This is a genomic window from Stutzerimonas stutzeri, from assembly GCF_024448935.1.
GTDB classification, from domain to species: Bacteria; Pseudomonadota; Gammaproteobacteria; order Pseudomonadales; family Pseudomonadaceae; genus Stutzerimonas; species Stutzerimonas stutzeri_AO.
Genome location: NZ_JAMOIE010000025.1, coordinates 14,723 through 35,374 on the forward strand (window position 1 = coordinate 14,723; position 20,652 = coordinate 35,374).

The window sequence follows — 20,652 nt, forward strand, 5'->3', positions numbered from 1 at the left end:
TCTGCTGGGTCTGGCTGTTCAATTTTTGAAGGACGTTTAATGCTCAAGAACGCGTTAATGATCAGTGCTGCAATGATGCTGGGGATGGCAAGCCTCAAGGCGTCAGCCGCTGTAAACCTGGTGACCAGCATCAAGCCTCTGCAACTGATCGCGGCGGAAGTGCAGGACGGATTAGGCGAGCCTGTCGCGGTCGTGCCGGCGGGTGCCTCCCCACATAGCTTTACGCTCAAGCCGTCAACGGTGAGGGACTTGCAACAAGCCGACCTGGTGTACTGGATCGGTCCGGACTTGGAAACTTATCTGAGTAAAACACTAGAAGCCCGACGCGGCAAAACCGTCTCGATTCAAAACCTGGACGGTCTGCATGTCCGCCACTTTGGCGATAGCCAACTTGGGAAAACCAATCAGGTAACCCCTGACGAGCATCCGGATGATGCCCACGACGACCTTCACCGCCCGGGCTCCATCGATGTTCACCTCTGGTTGAACCCGGGGAATGCATTGATCATCGCCAAGCAAATGGCAGACGATTTAGCAATCGCAGACTCGCAAAATGCGGAGCGCTATCAAGCCAATTTCGCAGCATTCCGAGAACGTCTAGAACAGCAGGATGGGGATTTGAAACGTCGCCTGGCCCTTCTGTCAGGTAAGCCATTCTTCCTGTTCCATCAGACCTTTGATTACTTCGAGGAGGCTTATGGACTGAAGCACAGAGGCATCCTCACGATAGGCAACGAGATTCAACCCGGAGCCCGACATGTCGCCGAGCTCAAAGCACTGCTCAAAGATGCAGGTGCCAGCTGCATTTTCTATGAGCCACCCGTACGCCCCAAGTTGGCGGAGACCATTGCTGCAGGCATGCCAGTGCGCTTCGCTGAGCTGGATGCCCTCGGCTACGGGATCACGCCTCAAGCAGGTGGTTACAGCATGCTTCTTGATCGTTTAGGGCAGTCAATGGGTAGTTGCCTGGAGCAACTCGATCGCAAGTCCTCGTCATGAAATGCTGAGGGATCACCCAGGCTTCATCACTGAGCCGCAAGGGCAAAAGTAAGACGAACCTGGGTCCCCTCGTTCTGCGCACTGTGGATGTCTACCTGTCCACCAAAGCGCTCCATGATGCGTTTGACCATCACCAACCCAATGCCCAAACCACCTTGCTTGGTCGTTGTGAATGGCTGAAAGAGCCTTTTGCGTTGTGATACCGACATCCCGCTACCGGTGTCGGCGATCGCGATGGTCAGTTTCGGTTCGGAGGAATGTCTGAGCACTTCGATGGTGAGAAGGCCCCCTTTTGGCATTGCCTCAAGAGCGTTGGAGAACAGGCTGTTCAGGACCTGCAGGAGCAGGAGGCGCTGGCTCAGAACCGCTGGCTGGTCATTGGCTGCTACAAGTTCAACTTCAACGCCGCTACTGCGGATTTGCGACTGGAAAGAAGCCAAAGACTCTTCTACCACGGCCATGGGATCAACGTTTTCGCTGGCTCCGGCTGATGGGCCGGATGTCACAAGGAGGTCGCGGACCCATTGCGACATGCGATCAACCTGATTGATCACGTCATTCAGGTTACGTTGCAGCCCATCGGGTGCCATCGCCTGCATGAGCTCCGCACTCGATCGAATACTCGCCAGAGGATTACGCAGACTATGGGCAACAGCGGAAGACATCTCACCCATCGCGACTAGCGTTTCATTTTCGATAATCTGCTTTTGCTGGGCGATGAGAAGGCCTGCCGCTTTCCGCACGACCCGGTACAAAGCCAGGTAGATCAGCGCTCCCCCAATCGAAGTGGCCAGCCACATCAACAAATAGCCGCGCTGCGTTCTGGCGATCAGATCCGAGGGCTCCTTGTAAATTTCAATAAGGGCAACCGCTTCGCCAGAAGCATTGAGCATGGGAATGTAGTTTTCAATGAACAGCCCTTGTGGAGGCCTTGGGAAGTTCTGCTCCTCTCTTTCAGGTACCGCACTGTGATAGGTCGCGAACACACGCTTTCTGGTTGCGAAGGAACGGGCCAGTTCCTCGTCATCCCATATTTGCATGCCGACCAGTGCTGGATTGCTTGACCAGATCACGACGTTGTCAGGGGCGTAGATGTTGATCAGTAACGAATCAGGTTGCTTCGAAATGTTGTCGATGTGTGCCAGAAACTCTCGGCGGGCAGTTTGTCGCCGAATGCGCTCCTGGTTCGATAGAACGATATCGGCCCGAGGGTCCAACACCTCCCCCATCTGACGGTTTGGCAAGTAATGTTTGCTCAACTCACTGGAAGCCAGCGACTGAATGAATTGTGCAGTGAGGGCCGCATCGCGCTGGATGCTTTCGTTCACAACGAATCGAGAGGCGATGAAACCCAGGCCCAATGCGACCAGAGTGATGATCAGGACACTCACAATGGAAAACCAGCGCAGCAAATCGAACTGCATAAGGCGCGCAGTTGCATCCCTTCCAACGAAAAAGTCCCGTAAACGCATGTGAGGCCCTCTCCCAGGCTTTCTGACATGTGCATTACGGGTTATAGCTCAACCTGATCACCCCACCTGTTACACGTCAGGTAATTAGCGTGGTGGCCTATCGATGGGGGATGAACGGAGACAGTTGCGGGGCCGAGCGACCCCGCAACGTTCAATCACTCGTGAGAGTGCCCATGGCCCTCTGAACCAGAGGTGCCCTCGGTTTCTGTACCGCCACAGGCGGTCAAGAGGCCGAGCAAGCAGATCATCATGATGGAACGGGTCAGTTTGATAGCCATTTGGCAAAATTCCGGAAAATTGACTGTAGGTAAAACCGGCCCCCCGCACTCGACATGGGCGCCGGTCGCGGTTTACTTCTTGACGTTCAGATAGTCGCCTGATGTCTGCAGCGCGATGGTCACATTGCCCGAGGTGCGGTTACGCCAGAACCAGCCGTGGGTTCCATCGAACAGCGCTGTCAGCTCGCCGTTATCGCCTTTGACCTGACGCCCCTTGCTGTAACTGTGGAAATCGCCTTGCGCAGCGTTGTAAGTCTCACCGTGGGTATCGTGGTTGACTGGACCGGAGGCCGTCCATTGGTAAGAAACCACGCTGCCCTTGAGCATCTCCAGCTTGATCTCACGACCCTCGCCAGGTTTGAGGGTCAACGTAACCTCGTCAGACTTCGCGGCTGACTTTTGAGCGGCTGGCTGAGCGGGTTGCACAGCTGCAAGCTGCTGAACCGGTGCAGGTGCCTGAACAGGTGCAGGAGCCGGAGCCGGTGTAGCCGCTACCGCGGCAACAGGTGCTTTGGCCTGTTGCGCAGCCAACTCATCAGCCAGAGCCTCCTGAGCCAATGTGATCTTGATCTCCCCCATCTGGGTGAGGCCCATGGCACGACCGACGCCTGTCGGGTCCACCGCGTATTCCGATGGCATTACAACGGTAACGAGCAGCCCCATCGCAACGGCAAACGCGATAACAGAGGAACGGACGAGTTGACGGCTGGACGGCAGTTCACTTGCCGAAGGAAGTGGAGAATTGAACATGATCGAAGGTCCTTAAGCAGAGATAAACAGGCCGGTAATCTGGTAACCCATCAAGAGGAAACCGGCGCTCATCATGGCAACGTTGGCGGTATAGGCATGGCGCCAGAAGCTTGGTGTGCTGCGCCAGAACCCCATCAGGATGAGGATTGCGCTCAGCGCCAAAAGCTGGCCGATTTCGACGCCTACGTTGAAGGCAATCAGGTTGGGGATCAGGCCATCCGCCGAAATCTCGTACTCCTGGATCTTGGTGGCCAGGCCGAAACCATGCAGGAGGCCGAAGATCAAGGTCGCGGCCTTTGTATTAGGCTGATAGCCGAACCAGCGCTTGAAGGCGCCCAGGTTGTCCAAAGCCTTGTAGACCACCGAGAAGCCGATGATCGCGTCGATGATGTACGAGCTGATGCTGATCTCCGTCAGCACCCCAAACAACAAGGTCACCGAGTGGCCAACAGCAAACAGCGTGACGTAAAGGCCAACGTCCTTCAGGCGATAGAGGAAGAAGATGACGCCGAAAAGGAACAGCAGATGGTCGTAGCCCGTCATCATGTGCTTGGCGCCCATGTAGATGAACGGGATCAACATGACCCCTGTGCTTTCCTGGATAAAGCCCTTGTCACCCTCTGCTACAGCATGGGCCAAGGCTTCTGGCATGCCAATGAACAGGGAAGCAACCAACAGGAACAGCAGAAACAATGGGTGGCGTGAACGCGTGGCGAACAGTCCCCTACCCGTTATCGAGTGCAGATGCATGGATAAACCCTTTCTTGCAATGATCGTGAGCCGCTAAGCGGCTGATGTCAGCAGGCAAGTAGAGGACGAGGTGGGCGCTCGATGCGGAAAATAGGCGGTCGAGGCACTGAATCGCCGGGTAATCCCATGCGAACCGAGGGCTCGAAAGTAGAAAAAAGCTGGACGGAGGACGTGAGTTGAGGCGTCTCGTGCTGATGGTCAGGGGTAAGCGGTGAGTGATAGTGGTCTGCGCACTGGGCACAGCTCCAGGAGGACTCAGCATGGTCATGCCCGTGCTGGACTACCTGCTTGCTGTACACAGGGCTCTGCGTCGGCACTGAAAGCGAATAGGCGTGACCGGTCCAAGCCAGCAGAAAGGCTATAGCCAGAAACACAGTCATGGTCGCTGAAAGTAGACGGCGAGACATCCTGACGCCTTCGTAACGGATACGGACTAGCAAACGGACACGTTTGACCTAACCCCCCTAGGGGGATAGCATGCAAGCCTAATGTAAAGCCGTCCGAGACTCAAGCCATGACCGAGCCAGTCCATGAACATATCCATGGCCACACCCATACTCATCAGAGTCACGAAGCAATCATCAAACGCCTGAAACGTGCTGACGGCCATCTGCGCAGCATCATTACCATGATCGAAGAAGGCCGTGAGTGCGTAGACATCGCCCAGCAGCTACATGCTGTCGAAAAGGCAGTTTGCCAAGCCAAGCGCACGCTCATTCAAGACCATATCGATCACTGCCTGGAAGATTCGGTTACCGCTTTGAGCAATGGTGATCGATCCGCAATCGACGAATTCAAGCAGATCACCAAATACCTCTAAAGGTTGTCCATCGCTTGCCCGTAAGGCGGTCACCATGATGTTGGCCCTTGGCAGTTACCTAGGTCTATTCCTGGCCGCATTCGGTGCTGCGACTCTGCTTCCAATGCAGTCCGAGGCAGTGCTTGCAGGGATGCTGGTCTCTGAGTATTACGATCCCCTGCTGCTTTTGACCGTTGCCACCTTGGGCAACGTGCTGGGTTCTGTGGTGAACTGGCTGCTAGGGTTGGGGGTTGAGCGTTACCGGGATCGCCGCTGGTTCCCAGTAGGTCCTGACAAGCTGCAGAAAGCGCAGAACGTGTACCACCGCTATGGCTACTGGTCTCTCCTGCTCAGCTGGGTCCCGCTGATAGGAGACCCCCTGACCCTTGTCGCGGGCATCATGAGAGAGCCGCTCTGGCGCTTTCTTCTGATCGTCTCGGTGGCCAAGGGCGCTCGGTACCTCATTCTCACCATGCTTGTCCTGGGAAGTATGCCTTGAACGTACAAAGCCGGGACACGGCCCCTACAAAGCCACGCAACGCAGAACAAGACTTGATCAAGTGGATCGCTCTCCTCACGATGGTTTTTGACCACATGCGTTTGGTATGGCCTGGTGCAGAGGATCTTTTCGTCCTGGGTAGACTTTCGTTTCCCCTGTTCTGCCTCGCTATCGCAATCAACGTCGCACGCACCCAGCCGGGCGAACTCTTCACCCGTAGTAATGGCCGATATCTCGCGCTGATGGTGCTGTTCGCTGCCATCTCGGAGGTCCCGTACCGAATGATCAGTAGCTCAGGCACGTTTAACGTGCTTTTCACGCTGATCTTGGGGTTGATGGTTGCCTGGGGAGTCCACCACCGGAACTGGTCCAGCCTCTTGATGGCTGCCATAGCACTCGGTTTCGCCAGTGTTTTCGCAGATCCACTGATGTACGGGTTTTACGGGGTATTGGTACCAGCGGCTTTAGTACTTGCGATCAAGCGCCCGGAATTTTTCGCGATGGTCCCGGTTGTACTGTGCGTGCTAGCCAATTCGCGTACAGGGCTTTTTTCGCAAGCCATCCACTTGGAGCCCGCTGCCTTGGCCGCCCTCATACTGGCTGCTCTGGCGCCACTTCTCGGACTGATAGTTCTGTGGTCGCGTATGCCTTTCAGGGTTCCGCCTGTGACTCAGTGGAGCTATTGGTTTTATCCAGGACACCTCGCTGCCTTGCTCGGTATTCGCTCCCTAATGTGAAGGCTTCGGTTGAGCGTATAGGTGTCCACTACTCCCCTTCGGTGAACCTGCTGCTCATTAACCAGGCTAAGACATACAGCACTTTTTGTATTTTTTCCCACTCCGGCAGGGGCAGGGTTCGTTCCGACCCACTTTCCTCCCATTCGACTGGCGTATGAGAGACTTTAACGATGATATTGGCGCTGGCGCCTGAGCATCTCTGGTGAGTTCGTCCATCTGATCAGACTCAGTCCAGGGAAAATTCAAAGTTACGCCGAATTGAATGTCACAATCCCCGTCGACAGCCAAGCCAAACCAAGTATCTGATCGCATAATGTACTTACGCTTGTGGCAATGGAATTGCAGCCGGCGCATCGCTGCCGGCGACGGCATTCTATTAGAGTGGAAGCAGATCCCGGAGTTACCTTGCTCAGCCCCGATCGTAAAGTCGTGCCCCTGCCCATCCTCTCGCGTCATACGAGTAATGGCTTCCAGCCCACGATGCACATTAAAAGCAGCATCCTCATTCATGGCTAAAAGCTGAAGTCCGAGTTCAAGCGTTGCAGGATTGGCCTCAGCTTCGATCTGAGAAATAACCTGCTCATAGCGCGTGCCTGCCAATCTAGTCAGTATGCCTTCAGGTGTATGCTTGCCGGGATGCCCCTCCCGCCGTACAGTCATAGCGGTATCGAGATCGACTGCATATGAGTCATCAATCATCACGTAGCTGAATTCCTCATCAAGCCACATGTTTCGTTTAAGATGGAATCCCAAGGCCGTCAGTTCATGACTCAGATTCACCTTACCGGCTGCGGCAATCCGTAGACGAATGTAGCTGAGGAACCTCAGCGGTGACGTTAACATCTCCGCAATAGCGTCCAAGAGGAAGACGTCCATAACGAGTGGCGCTTTGATCACCTCAGTCGTCTGGTAAGTTAGGTACTGACTGGATTGAAAAGCTAATGCCGGATAGTGTTCAGAAACGACGCTGAAAAGATAGATCTCTTTAGGAGGATGAGGAAGCTTCAATTCTCGACCTTGATCATTCTCCAGTCTGCACTCTCCCTCCACGATAATATTGGCGCAAATCCATCCCTGATCGTAGGACTGCTGAATGGCAGCGGCGAAGTCGGACTTTAGTTGTCCGTCATTGCCTTTTCTAGCCTCAAGGGTCAGCTTTTTCGCCTTGGCTTGGATGATGATCAGTCGATCCCCGAACACCACCAGCACGTCTGCTTCACCCGCAACGTCCTTGCCCTTGAACAAATTCACATTGGTATGCACGTTGTCCTGACCGAAAACGGCTCTCAATCTCAGCGCTGAGAACTGCTCTGCAAATGCACCGCGATGCTCCATAGCAGTCGGCCGGTACGGCTTGTCGGCCCACATCCAAAAAAAGGGCGACTCATAAAGTGCCTCATAAATTGCGTAGTGCTGGAACAGCAACACAGTACCGCGACCGGTTGGCAGCAACGGTGTGGCAGCGACCGCGTTGAAATCGCCAATGGTTTGGAACTGCAGGTTATCGCCAGTTAGCGTCAATGCACCGAAAACAGCTTCGACAATGGGAACATCCAGCCCGCTTGAGTCCGCAACAAGCTGTGCTGAATATTCGAACGCTCCTATCAATATGTGGGGGTCAATCACTGGGGCTCTGGACTTGGCAAAAGTCGCGCACGCCTTCTCGTCCATTAGGTTACACATTGTGCTAGCGACCAACTGGGCCTGGGTGATGGTGAAGCCCATTTTTTCAACGAGCCAGGTATCGTCCGCGCCGTACTTTGTGGGAAGTAAATCTCGGTACTGGAAACTATATGCGGACTCGGTTCCATAAAAAATCGGCTCCCGCATGGACATACCGTCCCAGCCTATCTCGGCTGTGCTACCGCTGACCGCTTGGGCCGTCAGAGATGAAAGCATCGGTCGAGAAAGTGCGTGGTGTAGCTCCAACATCAGCGTGTCGGTGCGTTCTACCAAATATCCCAGGACCTCTACGGTGGGCACGCTCATGTCCAAAGCCTGGCGGACCATCAACCCAAGCAAAGTCGTGATCTCAGTCCTCAATAATCGGTCGTTGGTGAACAGATGAGCCATATCCTTCGGGTTCAGCTCATCGCGGTACAGGACCAGGTTGTCCCGGTGACATATGAAGGCAATCGCATGAACGTAGCCAGGTGAGGCAGTTAGCTGCACAAGATCAGCTAGAACCTCCGTTTCGGTTCGACCTACAGGTGTCGGCATGCGGCATTACTCCATGGTTGGCTTAGGCGATCGGCAGACAGGTCTTGAGCGCGACATCGATGGTAGCGTGGCTTAATTTCCGCCATTAGCCCCCCGCGAAGCCTTTACAAGCTAGGCGCATGACATCCCCCATGCGGGTTTCAGTGCTCCCAGAGCAACCGCGGTTCCCAAATCCTATGATCGAAGCATCCTACACTGCGGTGACGCCCTACCGCCTGCATGCGTAGACCTTCCTGACCGGAATGATGATGCTCTGTCAAATGGTGGTTCACGTCTAGAATGAAACAGATATCCCGGCATGCGTGAAGGGAATCACTACTACCACTGACACGCCGCACAAGGAATAGATTTATGTATTTTTATGTAGATGAGAGTGGGCAAACGGGTCTGAATCTGTTCGACCCGCAGCAGCCGATTTTATACTATGGTGTACTGTCCTCGCCGCACAATGTGGATGAGGTCGCTAATGATGAAATTCAAGAACTACGCGAACGCTTTGGCGTTGCAAGATTGCACTCAAGTGAGTTGGGCATGGGGCGACTGACCAGTATTGCCTCTGAACTCTCGGCATTGCAAGCAAAGCTAGACTTGACCATAGATATTTATCGGATATCCAAACCTGATCATGCTTTGATAAGTTTTTTTGACCAGCTCTTTGATCAGGGGCTCAACAAGGCAGTTCCATGGTCAGCATATTGGACTCCTTTACGTTTCGTAGTATTAGCGAAGCTTGCATACCTATTTGATGAGGATTTGATTAAACTAGCCAGGAAGGCTCGAATCGAGAAAAAGACCGAAAAAGCAAATACTATATTGCAAGAGGTATGTAACACGCTGCTGTGTCGGATTGACTATCTTCCCGACCCTAGAAGTCGCGAAATAATACGAGATGCTCTTACATGGGCCTGCAAGCATCCTGATGAAATCCATTACAACATATACAGCAACAATGATCGCCTTCAAATATCTCCTAATTTAATCGGCTTCCAGTCAGTCATGCATGGTATTGCACTCAGACTGAAAGTCGGCGGAGGGGATGCCGCTGCAATCGTGGTTGACAGGCAAGGTGAGTTTAATCGCGCTCAAGAATGGGTCGCTAACTTTTATAGGAGCGCGAAAGATAAGGGTGGGCCATGGGAAGTTGGGCCGGGCCTGCCTAAAATGGATCTATCCAACATCCCCGACATTCCTATCACGTGCACCCCTGGCGATATGAGTGCTGGTTTAGAATTGGTGGATATTTATCTTTGGTTGATGAAGCGTCTTTTTGAGAAAAAAGATTTGAGCCCTGAGTTGCTAGAGCTTTTAGCGCCTCAAATGGAAAAAGGAATGACTGACGAGGTTTCGTTTGCTGGAATAATGAAACGATGGGAGCCAGTTCTGATGAATCTTCCTGATCCAAGCCCCGAAGAGGAAAAGCGTGCGCGACAACTCATGGCCCGTCATGAAGAGTATCGAAAAAATCATCTTGATGGAATATAGATTCGTTTAGGCAATCATCCGGGGCGATATGGACTCGGTGCAGCAACAGACTGCACCAACCGTAAACTGAATGCGACAGCACCAAATCATTTGATGTCGACAACCATCGCCTTTGCAGGAGCAGCATCAAGAATTTGTACAGCATCACCTACCTCTTTGTATTCCTTCCAGAATCGTTCGAGTGCGCTCATACCACCAGCTAATTGTACTGCGCGAATAAGACCTGCATGCGCAGCTATCAGCCTCTTTAATTTAAGTACCAGTACTTCATTGTCTCTGTTTAAGCGCTGCGATTTTTTGTCGTGTACGTCGAAAGAAGATAAACTCGCTGCCGCAGCCCGCGCTTCAAGTTGTTTTTGGCGACTTTCGACAATGAGTTTCATTCGTGCAGGGTTGCGTGTAAATGCCGAGGCGTTTTTGAGCAGCGAATGGTGGCGAGCGATTGCCCGCGCCGTAATATCGACGTCCTCTAGCGCCAACTGATCAAGAACTTTTTTCAATTCAACATTTGAAGGATCCAGCAAGGTTCTCATGAGAAGATGTCCTTTTTGTCAAGTCTTGAGTAATCGACTCCATCGGGATAAATTGTTTCATATGGCTGAGCTTCAATTGCTTTTTGCACACCATCAATGAGTTTGGATGCATGCGCAATTTGATTCGCTCGACCTGTTGTTCTCACCGGCTTGCCCTCAGCAGAGCAGCGCATAATCACTAGACTTTCTTTCAAATCAATCAACGTCTGCCGATGATGGGGCAAGCCACTTGCTGCAAAATGCCTGCATCCATCGAAACACTTGAGATGTCTCGAGCAAGGATTAAGGGAGAAGCTGTTGGTGCAGAAGCCGTAAGGAGTTACATGAAATCCATCTGAGTTGGCTGCGAGGTATGCAAACGCTGCCTCATCACCATGTTCTAGTTGAATTCTCTTGAAAGATTCTCCGATATGGCTACTAACAGCTATGCCGCTCACGACCATTTTTGCCACTAATTCGTGAGTGCTACCTGCGGGAATAAACTGCTGCGCTACAGTGGGCAGTTCGACGAATTTGAGTTTTTCAGCAAGGCTACGATGATCGTACTCATAACTCTGTGCTACTGACACTCGGCCAAACTGATGTGTGATGACTGTATCTGAAACGTTCTGGCGAAACAACTCAGTATTCATCAAGTGTCGCAACGAATGAGGTTTGATAGACAATTTCTTCATTTCCGAAGTTGAGCCATACTTCTTAAAGAAGGAAAGTGAACCATTACCTTTCACCATACCAAGCGAAGTGTACATTCTAAGCTCGCGCGGCGTGGTAATAACTGAATCACCAGAAACAGCGGCGCTCGACAAAGGCCATTTCTTAATACACCCGGCAGTAAGAAATAGCCGTTGCCATGTCCCTACAGTACCTCCTGAATCCGTTCTAAATATTCGCAGGTCAGATCCGAACGTTTGAGACTGATTTAGATATTGATTTTCCAGAACCCCCCTAAATGGCTTCGTAGCAAGCCTCGCTTCCAGTATCGTGCTTTCAATGAGCTGCTCAAATCTTTTTGGCACAAAATAAAAACTTTCAATCAGAGTGCCAGGAGTTTTGTTTCGTTTTTTCTCTGAATAATAGCGCAATCTCAAAGAACGTCCTACCCCGCCGATATCGGATGCGCTTTTATTGGTGACCACATCTACATGCTCGACCCATGTCAGGCAGTCTTCAGGCAGCGTTAACACCTCATTAATACGCAAACCCGTAAGTATTAATATCCTGATAACTAAAAAATAAATTAAATCATTATATGTTCTTGCGCGCTCACAAAACACGATTCTAGTCAACTCGAATAGCGAGTCTGCCTCAGGAAGCTTGGATGCATCTTTTCGTACCAGGTAGCCGGCTAAAAGCCCTGGCCTTCGATCTCGCTTTACCGTTGGGCGAACAGGACAGAAGTTTGAGATCATGTTTTCATCAATAATCTTGGCCACAGTAGCTATATCCCGCGAGGCCTTTTCACTCCACGACTTAATAGATAGTAGCGCTTCAAAATTTTCTCGTGAGATCTCATATGGAGTTAGTACGGTACTTGAGAATAGTCGCCTTGCTGCCTTAGCTACTACTTGCGCGCAATCCGCTGTGCGACCACTCAAGCAAATACTCCCGATTATAGCCTTGATGAAGTCTTGGACTATTGTTGGAAGCACTCGACTGGCTGGAAGGCGTGCTTCAGGCCAGCCTGCGGTTAGGGCCAGTTGATGAGTTTCTATATCTACTCCGAAGCCCCCTGTACCATATGCATGCCTGTCGTGACTATCGTTAAGGATTCGAAGATCCCAATCTGTACCTTTTATCGGTTGGCCACAGTCATTCAGAGGAATGTCCCAGATTACTCCTTTTGCCTCAACAGCTCTGCGCACACTGGTGACAAACTTCTCAAATAGATATTTCGCCGATGGCTCATTGGACGGAGATTCAATCACGGCCATTTTACTTCGCCCCCGCAATCTGATCGATATTGTCTAAAATTTGCTGAGCTCCTGAGAGCGCACGAGTGAGCTGGAGATAAGCTGGGCTTTCCGCACTGATACCAATGTCCAAAAACCTCCTAACCTGTTGTCGCATGCCGTCAACGGCCTGCAGATGAGGTTCCTTTTGCAAAGAGGGCATAAACTTTGCACATCCATAACAAGACGTTACTGGATTATAGGCACAATGGCTCTGACCTGTCTGACATAGCCCTACTCCTGCAATGAGGGAATTGCCTACGACAGCTCCTATCTGCTGATCTTCTTGCGCGTTTAGAATTTCCTCAAGAGAAGCAAATCTACCTGAAGCAATGCTTTGGAGTTTCGCATACAACTTAGATGCCCCAAGCGCCGAATTGACGAGGTCGGCTTGTTGCATGCTAGCGTGTATATAAGCTCCAGAAGTACCCGTATAGACATGACCTAAGAACTTACAAATGCTTTCGCGACTATGCCCGGCATCTGCCAATGACTGCGCTGCAGTATGACGCAACTGTGGAGCGGTACAATCCAGGTTAACTCCATAACGCCGGCAGAAAGCCTTGGCTTCCGCCCAAAGAGCCGTAGAGTTGGTTGCTTCGAATAGTCGTTTTCTGCCTGCAGCTTTTGCAGACTCCCACAGTCTTTTTACTATCTGGACCCACTCTGGTTTAACCTGACGAACAATTTCAAATTGCTGCTCATCACGCTGCTTGGCTGCGTGAAACGAAACAATGCAAGCACTTTCATCATTTGCATCCTTAAAAAATCTTACATGCTCAGTATCCAAGCACAACACCTGCACAGGTCGAACACCGTGTTGATATATAAACACCAAAGCGGCCGCCCCTTCTAAATATTCATTTTCGACTTCAGCACTCCATGCTTCTGCATCTAATGATCTTACAATATCTGCCTGCAAGCTTATATTTACAAGTTCTTCCCGACTTATAAGGGTGTTCTTCCTGCGTGCCATTCCTGCATTTGCATGGGTATTCAAGCTACGAACTAGACTTAGGGCCCTCCCATTCCAATGCCCCACCTCAGCATCGCAAGCCATTTTAAGGAGACGTTTCATAACACCTGAAAAAGATGAGTCTGTGACATGCTCATTCCAAGCATTTCTTAGCTCTTCCGCAGGGGTCGTAACCAGCGTACAAACACTCTCCCATTTGCGGACCAATAACCTTGCAGCACGATGAAGACTACTAGGACTTTGATGCCCAGACGTCAACATTGCTAGCCTTCTCTGCAAAGCGCCCGCGGAGCCGCTCGCGAATGAAATCGATTCAGCACCCCCTTTATAACTGAACTTCCACTCATTTTCGTCAGCCTCAACCACATAAGTAACATCAGTGTACTTATCGTAAAGAGAAATAATTGCTGGCGGCAGTGGCCAGGCCCATTCGAGAATAAAAGTTTCAGCACTACTTCCCGCACAATTCACGGTAGTTGAAGCGCTCTTACCCTTATATGCTCTCATGTTGAATATCTCGCAACGCGCTTATTTTTAAGTCAAATAGCCGACCCCACGCCTGCATGAGATCTTCTTGAATTGCTGCGCGGGCATAATGCTCTGGCATAGCCGAATTTACGGACCAGCCAAAAAATGCACGCATACGCTGGAACGTAAGTTCCCTGTCTTGTTCACAATCCATGAACGTCGCGTAATATGCTGTTGCGCAGGTATGCCGAAGATCATGGGGGGATATATGTGCCTTTCCGCCTGTGCGATCACTGAATTTTTTTAATGCCTTGGGTGAGATTGCGCCTGACAGTGCGTGGAAAATCTTGGTTACAGCCTCAGCAGATAGAGGAGCTCCTGTAGCCGCTGTAAAAGCGTAGCCGTGCTCTGACGAGTCGTATCTGCTCTCGGCTATGTACTGTTGATAAAGGTTTGCAAGTTCCGGCGAAATTGGTACTTGCCTATGTGCCTGCTCAGTTTTCATGCTTGGGGCAGTAGATCGGGTTTCAGATTCTGTCCCGGCCGTAACGTCCAGCCAATACACAACCTCTTGAGACTTCGTATCTACGTCAGATTTGAGAGCATCACAAGTCAGCAGCATCAACTCGCTGCGCCTGAGTCCTACCAGCAGAAGCATGTTAAGGATCAGCCAATTCCTGTTCTTAATGCGCACACCTTGGAAGGGGTTTCGATCTGAAGCAGGATTTCCAACCTCAAGCAGATCAAACAATGTGCTCGCTGGAATCGAGCGGATAAACCTTACCCGCCCCCTCTGAGGCTTTCTCATCCTTCCCATCGCAGACAAGGTCGATCGAAGAGAACGCCATGCTTCGCACGAAGCTGATCGATGAGAGGCCAGGTGCACCATGAACCTTCTGACAGCATCCCATCGCTGAACAGCCGTTGTTGAGTAGTTTTTGGCGGATGTCAGATTCAGATAAAACGCCTCCACCAACTCCTGCGTTCTGGCCGCATCACGGCTACTCACAGCTGAATCGAACGAATCAACCCCGTACCGGTCATCACAGAAAGAGTAGAAAACATCTATGTGACGCAGGGTTGTCTTACGGGTGTTCTCCGCTAGGGCATGTCCTTGATTACTCAGGGACCACACGGTTGCCCAAAACCTAGGGAGCATGCGATGAGGATCAACGATGACGAGGTCGGGCAACGCACCAGTTTTAACCATCATGAAAGCCACCGATCACTGAGTGTGAATCATTTGAGGAGACCCCATCCCATTGAGCTTAGATCGCAACAGGCCGGCAGGTGCCTATTAAAGTTCGACGGCTACCGGATCATGGCGCGAATCGATTCAGGCAAGGTGCAGCTATTCACCCGCAACGGTCATGATTGGACGGCCAAGATGCCGCAGCAAGCCGAAGCGCTGGCCGCGCTGGGGCTGGAGTCCGCCTGGCTCGACGGCGAGGTGGTAGTGCCGAACGAGGAGGGCACACCCGACTTTCAAGCGCTGCAAAATGCGTTCGAAATCGGGCGCAGTGGCACCATCGTCTATTACCTGTTCGATCTGCCGTATCTGAACGGCCTGGATTTGCGGCAAGTCCCGCTGGAAGAACGCCGCGCTGCTCTGGGCCAATTGCTCGAGGCCAACGACAACGAGCTGCTGCGCTTTTCCGCCGATTTCACCGAGCACCCGGAAAGCGTCCTGGAAAGCGCCTGCCAGATGAAGCTCGAGGGATTGATCGGTAAGCGCGCAGGCAGCACCTATGTCTCCAAACGCAGCAATAGCTGGGTGAAGATCAAGTGCAAGAACCGCCAGGAGTTCATCATTGTCGGTTTCACAGATCCCAAGGGCACGCGCAGCGGTTTTGGTGCCTTGCTGCTGGGCTTGCACAACGATAAGGGTGAACTGCATTACGCCGGTAAGGTGGGCACCGGCTTCAACCAGGCGACGCTGAAAAGCCTGCATGCCAAGCTCAAATCGCTGAAGGCCGACAAGAGCCCGCTGGCTAAGACACCACCCGCTGCGGATGTGCGGGGTGCGCATTGGCTCAAGCCGGAACTGATGTGCGAAGTGGCCTACGCCGAAATGACCCGACAGGGCGTGATCCGCCATTCGGTGTTTCATGGGCTGCGTTCTGACAAACCCGCCAAAGCGATCACCCACGAGCGCCCAGCGAAATCGGCGAAGGCCAGCTCGGGCAACACCGCAACCAGCGCAGCGAACAGCGCCAGCGGCAAGATCAAGATCTCCAATCCGGAGCGCATAATCGACAAATCCATCGGCGCCACCAAGATGGAGCTGGCCCGTTTCTACGCCGAAGTGGCGCCTTGGGCCTTACCGCACCTGCGTCACCGGCCATTGGCGCTGGTGCGCGCGCCGGAAGGCATCGATGGTGAGCTATTCTTCCAAAAACATACCGAGAAGCTGAGTATCCCGCACATTACCCAGCTGGATACTGCATTGTTTCCGAAGCATGCCGCGCTGATGACCATCGACACGGCGGAAGCGCTGGTCAGCGCCGCACAGATGGGCACCATCGAGCTGCACACCTGGAATGCGGTGGCGCCGGTGCTCGACCACCCGGATCGCTTCGTGCTCGATCTCGACCCGGACCCTGCGCTGCCATGGAAACGCATGACCGAAGCGACCCAGCTGACCCAGACCCTGCTGGATGAGATCGGCTTGCAATCGTTCCTCAAGACCAGCGGCGGCAAAGGGTTGCACATTCTGGTGCCGCTTGAGCCAGTCCACAGCTGGACCGAGGTCAAAGCCTTCAGTCAGGCCATAGCGCAATACATGGCGAAATTGATGCCCCAGCACTTTTCCGCGGTCAGCGGGCCGAAGAATCGAGTCGGCCGCATCTTCATCGATTACCTGCGTAACAGTAAGGGCGCGAGCACTGTCGCAGCGTATTCGGTGCGGGCTCGCGAGGGGCTGGCTGTGTCTGTGCCTATCCATCGAGATGAACTGACCGATCTCAAGGGCGCCAACATCTGGACCATCCGCAACCTCATCCCGCGCCTGGAAGAGCAGGGCGATGACGATCCTTGGGCCGGCATCGGCGAGACGGGGCAGACAATCACGGCGGAGATGCGCGAGCGGCTGGGGATGAAATAGGCGTAGACGGCAGCCGTAGCGGATCTGAGCCTTTTAGTGGGAGTGCTCACTTACCCCGTATCGCGTGGGCGTGCGTCGAGAGGGCAAATAATCGTCCGATTGCATTAGCGCCTCCGTTGGATGATGGCGAGCCCTTGGCGATGGCGCCCGGTCCGCTGATCACCGGTGCATGCCACAGATTTGTGGCAACGAGTGAGGGGGAGGGCTGTCGGTCGTCGACCCGGTCGGAACACCTGCCTTCCGCAAGGCTCGAAGTTAGGCGCACCGAAAGAGAGCCGTCCTTTGAGTATTCCGTGTTCAATTATCGCCCCCGGGTCCGCGCTGCTGCACCGGGTCGCCAAACGGACCCTGTCCGAGCTGCAGTCATTCGGGTTCGAAAGGGGGTAGGGCAGGCATGAAGCTCTCGCGCATCCTGATCGTGCTGGTCTTCATCGTAGGGGCTTTCTGTTTCTTCTGGTTCGATCTGGGCGAGTACCTGACGCTCGAGAATATCCAGTCCAAGAGCGGGGCACTGCGGGACCAGGTGCAGGCGCATCCCGGGTGGGCCGGCACGGTGTTTTTCACTGTTTATGCCGGGCTGACGGTGTTGTCATTTCCCGGCACGGTGGTACTGACGATCCTGGCCGGCGCTCTGTTCGGCTTGGTGAACGGCACCATGCTGGTGTCTTTCGCCAGCAACGTGGGCGCACTGATGGCGATGCTCATCAGCCGCTTTCTGTTGAGGGATTGGGTGCAGCGCCGTTTCGCCAAGCAGATTAGTGGCATCAACCGTGGCCTGGAGCGAGACGGGGCGTTTTACCTGGTGTCGTTGCGCCTGATTCCCATCGTCCCGTTCGTTCTGCTCAATCCGGCGCTTGGCTTGACCCGGGTGAACATCTGGACGTTCTGGTGGACGACTCAGCTCGGCATGCTGCCGGGCAATGCGATTTATGTGAATGCTGGCCGGCAGTTGGCGCGCATCCGGGAGATATCCGACATCCTTTCGCCGAGCATGATCAGCACGCTGATCCTACTGGCCGTGTTCCCACTCGCCGCGACGCGGCTGCTCACGCTGTACAAGGCGAGGAAGGCGTTTCGCGGCTGGAAGAAGCCCAAGCGCTTCGAACAGAACCTGGTTGTGATTGGCGCCGGCAGTGGCGGCCTGGCAGCCGCGCGGATTGCCGCATCGATGAAGGCGCGTGTAGCGCTGGTCGAGCGCGATCGCCTTGGTGGTGCCGCGCTGCATCGCGGCAGCGTGCCGGCGAGGGCGCTGACGAAGGCGGCCAACATGGCGCACGCCTTGCGCAAGGGCGACACGCTCGGCGCGGGACAATGCCCGACCATCGATTTCTCAAAAGTGATGGACCAGGTGCGCCGCACGCTCGGCGATGCGCAGGCGCGCGTCACCGTCGACAGCTACCGGGAGCTGGGTGTCGAGGTCATCGAAGGCCAGGCCCGACTGACCTCACCGTGGATGGTGCAGGTGGGCGAACGCAACATCAGCACCCGTTCGATAATCATCGCGACGGGCAGCAGCGCCTACCTGCCACCCATTCCGGGGCTCGATCAGATCGAGCCGCTGACGTCTGAAAATCTTTGGACTCTGCAAGAACGGCCTGATCGCCTGGTGGTACTGGGCGGCAACAGGAACGCCTGTGAACTCGCTCAGGCGCTTCAGCGGCTGGGTTGCCAGGTGACCATGGTGGTCGAGAACCAGCATCTGCTGGACGACCTCGAGCCCGAGGCGCGGGCCGCCGTCTGCGATGCGTTGGATGCCGATGGAGTCACCCTCATGCTCGAGCACCTGCCCGAGCGTATCGAATCGTCAGAACAGGGCCGTCAGTTGATATGCGGGGCGGGACAGAGCAGCCAGGCCGTTTCGATTCCTTTTGACCGTCTGTTGGTGACGCTGGGACGCCGTGCCCGACTCGGCGATCTGGGCCTGGAAGATCTGGACTTGAATACCCGCGACGACGGCAGTCTCGAGGTGGATGAATACCTCGCCACACGCTATCCCAACATCTTTGCGGTAGGCGCCGTGGCCGGCTCTGACACCTCGACCCACGAAGCAGCCCATCACGCAAGGTTCGCCACCCTCAACGCGTTGTTTTCCGGCCTTCGACGTGTCGTGGTGAGTGATCGGGTCATGCCCAGCGTCGCCTTTACCTCGCCGGAGGTCGCCATGGTCGGCCTTACCGAACAGCAGGCCCAGGCAGCACATCAGGAATATGAAGTGACCCTGATCCGGCTCGAGGACTTGGCGACTGCGCACCTGAGCGCCGGCAACAAGGGCTTCGTCAAGGTGCTGACCGATCGCGGCCGAGACCGCATCCTTGGCGCTACCGTGGTTGGCGATGGCGCCAGTGAGGCGCTGGGCATCTTCGTGGTCGCGATGAAGCACAAACTGGGCCTGAAGAAGTTGCACCGAGCCGTGCATCTCAATCCGACACTGGCAGAAGGCAGCGTCGCGGTGGCCGAAGCCTGGCTGCAAGCCCACAGCGCAAAACGCCCGTTGAAATGGTTGGAGCGGCTGCAGCGCTGGCGTCGCGGCGGCGAATCGAGGCAAGCCGAAACAGGCAACGAGTCGCACACCAAGTCAACGGTATAGGGGTGCGTGCCGAGATAAGGGAAAATTTCACTCACTTCCTCTCTAACCTTTTGATCCATAGGTGAATTCTACGCTCGAATACATTGGGCGTGCCGACATACGCTACCCTCGTCACTTCGAGGTGATCTCTCGGGTCGCCTTTTCAATGCCTTTATATCGATTGGTAAGTTGGGTGGCAGCCTAAAGCCTCCCTTCCTTGGAGCTGATGATCATGCGCCACGTTGCTACCGAGCCGACGGAAACGACCTCAGACGTTACTTGCGACGCCTGTTGCCAAAGCACACGCGTTGAGGGCTATGGGCACCAGTTCGGTGTTCTTCAAGCTTGCTGGGGTTACGGTTCAAAGCATGATGGCGAGCGCTATGAGATTCACCTTTGTGAATCGTGCTTTTTCCGAACGCTGGCCATGCTTCGTCGCGAGCGAATGGTTAACACCATGTTCGATGATGAACCTGACGCCAATCAGGATGAGTTTGGTTTGGTGCGAAAGGATGATTTCTGGGCCGAAGGTTGAGTGCGCCGATCAGGCAGCATTCGCAGTCACATGGTCAATGACTCAACGGCTCCTGCAGGCTTTGCATCCGCTGAGCCTGAAACTTTGGATATGCATGACCCCGGAGACAGTGTAAACAACCTCTTCGATAAGCTGGATTTGCCGAAAGGCCACTACTACCTGCATCTGGCTGTACTGGCGGGCCTGCCAGCTCCGTTGATCGCCGACCTGGCTCGGGAGCTTGGGCGATCGCCTGTGCAGATAGCGGAATGGGTCGGGATATCTGCCTGCGGTGAATCAATGTCTGAAAAGGAGAGTGAGATTTACTGTCGCCTTGTCGAGACTCTGGATGTTCTGCTGGATTTATATGACGGCAACCTAGAAGGTGCGCTCCGATGGCTGACCACAACGAATATGCTGCTGGCAAATGCGCGGCCGGTCGATCTGGTGGTAACAGAAGCTGGAGGGCGTGCCGTACAGCAGGCCATTCATGCGATTGAACATGGCTTGCCTGTCTGACCCGCCCACGGTACCGGTGTCTGTTTCTGGCCGCAGTG

The 20,652-nt window shown here is 53.9% G+C and carries 17 protein-coding genes; 9 read left to right on the forward strand and 8 right to left on the reverse strand.

The features are described from left to right. Positions 1–39 precede the first annotated feature (39 nt). Positions 40–999, forward strand: a complete 960-nt coding sequence (locus NA637_RS09590; RefSeq protein ID WP_019751573.1) for a zinc ABC transporter substrate-binding protein — start codon at positions 40–42, stop codon at positions 997–999. A gap of 26 nt (positions 1,000–1,025) precedes the next feature. Here NA637_RS09590 and NA637_RS09595 read toward each other — a convergent pair whose 3' ends face one another. The 3 genes from NA637_RS09595 to NA637_RS09605 all read right to left on the reverse strand — a co-directional run bounded on the left by NA637_RS09595 (position 1,026) and on the right by NA637_RS09605 (position 4,249). Continuing rightward, complete coding sequence (locus tag NA637_RS09595) at positions 1,026–2,471, reverse strand: sensor histidine kinase (protein ID WP_031314779.1); 1,446 nt, start codon at positions 2,469–2,471, stop codon at positions 1,026–1,028. Between the two features lie 350 nt (positions 2,472–2,821). Further along, positions 2,822–3,499 (reverse strand): hypothetical protein, encoded by a 678-nt coding sequence (locus NA637_RS09600; protein ID WP_023629704.1) that lies wholly within the window; start codon positions 3,497–3,499, stop codon positions 2,822–2,824. A 12-nt stretch (positions 3,500–3,511) separates the two neighbouring features. Further along, positions 3,512–4,249 (reverse strand): HupE/UreJ family protein, encoded by a 738-nt coding sequence (locus NA637_RS09605; protein ID WP_023629703.1) that lies wholly within the window; start codon positions 4,247–4,249, stop codon positions 3,512–3,514. A 514-nt stretch (positions 4,250–4,763) separates the two neighbouring features. Between NA637_RS09605 and NA637_RS09610 the strand changes: the two genes are divergently transcribed. The 3 genes from NA637_RS09610 to NA637_RS09620 are packed head-to-tail and all read left to right on the forward strand — an operon-like array spanning position 4,764 to position 6,284. Further along, positions 4,764–5,069: a metal-sensing transcriptional repressor gene (locus NA637_RS09610; RefSeq protein ID WP_019751578.1), complete on the forward strand. Its 306-nt coding sequence runs from the start codon at positions 4,764–4,766 to the stop codon at positions 5,067–5,069. 37 nt (positions 5,070–5,106) lie between these two features. Continuing rightward, on the forward strand, positions 5,107–5,547 hold the full coding sequence (locus tag NA637_RS09615) for a YqaA family protein (protein WP_029380634.1): 441 nt from the start codon (positions 5,107–5,109) through the stop codon (positions 5,545–5,547). 53 nt (positions 5,548–5,600) lie between these two features. Then, positions 5,601–6,284, forward strand: a complete 684-nt coding sequence (locus tag NA637_RS09620; RefSeq protein WP_019751580.1) for a TraX family protein — start codon at positions 5,601–5,603, stop codon at positions 6,282–6,284. Positions 6,285–6,350: 66 nt separating this feature from the next. Here the strand turns inward: NA637_RS09620 and NA637_RS09625 are convergent, their stop codons facing one another. Continuing rightward, the gene (locus NA637_RS09625) at positions 6,351–8,504 is read right to left on the reverse strand and encodes an SEC-C metal-binding domain-containing protein (RefSeq protein ID WP_019751581.1); all 2,154 of its coding nucleotides are present in this window, start codon (positions 8,502–8,504) and stop codon (positions 6,351–6,353) included. A 351-nt stretch (positions 8,505–8,855) separates the two neighbouring features. Between NA637_RS09625 and NA637_RS09630 the strand changes: the two genes are divergently transcribed. Continuing rightward, entirely contained in the window at positions 8,856–9,986 is a 1,131-nt protein-coding gene (locus tag NA637_RS09630) for a DUF3800 domain-containing protein (protein ID WP_019751582.1), read from the forward strand. Positions 9,987–10,072: 86 nt separating this feature from the next. Here NA637_RS09630 and NA637_RS09635 read toward each other — a convergent pair whose 3' ends face one another. Genes NA637_RS09635 through NA637_RS09650 form a run of 4 tightly spaced genes read right to left on the reverse strand, consistent with a single transcriptional unit; the run spans position 10,073 to position 15,125 of the window. After that, the gene (locus tag NA637_RS09635; protein WP_019751583.1) at positions 10,073–10,519 is read right to left on the reverse strand and encodes a hypothetical protein; all 447 of its coding nucleotides are present in this window, start codon (positions 10,517–10,519) and stop codon (positions 10,073–10,075) included. Beyond that, on the reverse strand, positions 10,516–12,450 hold the full coding sequence (locus NA637_RS09640) for a hypothetical protein (RefSeq protein ID WP_123902471.1): 1,935 nt from the start codon (positions 12,448–12,450) through the stop codon (positions 10,516–10,518). The genes NA637_RS09635 and NA637_RS09640 overlap by 4 nt, the downstream gene beginning before the upstream one ends. 1 nt (position 12,451) lies before the next feature. After that, positions 12,452–13,951, reverse strand: a complete 1,500-nt coding sequence (locus NA637_RS09645; RefSeq protein WP_081259081.1) for a tyrosine-type recombinase/integrase — start codon at positions 13,949–13,951, stop codon at positions 12,452–12,454. Beyond that, a complete protein-coding gene (locus NA637_RS09650) occupies positions 13,938–15,125 on the reverse strand; it encodes a tyrosine-type recombinase/integrase (protein ID WP_063977569.1) in 1,188 nt (395 codons plus the stop codon). Before NA637_RS09650 ends, NA637_RS09645 begins: the two co-directional genes overlap by 14 nt. On the opposite strand from NA637_RS09650, the gene ligD reads away from it, so the two are divergent. From ligD to NA637_RS09670, 4 genes are all read left to right on the forward strand, one after another. Further along, entirely contained in the window at positions 15,075–17,015 is a 1,941-nt protein-coding gene (gene ligD / locus NA637_RS09655) for a DNA ligase D (RefSeq protein WP_336605498.1), read from the forward strand. The two genes, NA637_RS09650 and ligD, sit on opposite strands and share 51 nt — an antisense overlap. A 394-nt stretch (positions 17,016–17,409) precedes the next feature. Beyond that, entirely contained in the window at positions 17,410–19,602 is a 2,193-nt protein-coding gene (locus NA637_RS09660; protein ID WP_256072046.1) for an FAD-dependent oxidoreductase, read from the forward strand. Between the two features lie 205 nt (positions 19,603–19,807). Continuing rightward, positions 19,808–20,116: a hypothetical protein gene (locus NA637_RS09665; RefSeq protein ID WP_041013812.1), complete on the forward strand. Its 309-nt coding sequence runs from the start codon at positions 19,808–19,810 to the stop codon at positions 20,114–20,116. Between the two features lie 30 nt (positions 20,117–20,146). After that, complete coding sequence (locus tag NA637_RS09670) at positions 20,147–20,614, forward strand: antitoxin Xre/MbcA/ParS toxin-binding domain-containing protein (protein WP_191122669.1); 468 nt, start codon at positions 20,147–20,149, stop codon at positions 20,612–20,614. The last annotated feature ends 38 nt before the right edge of the window (positions 20,615–20,652 follow it).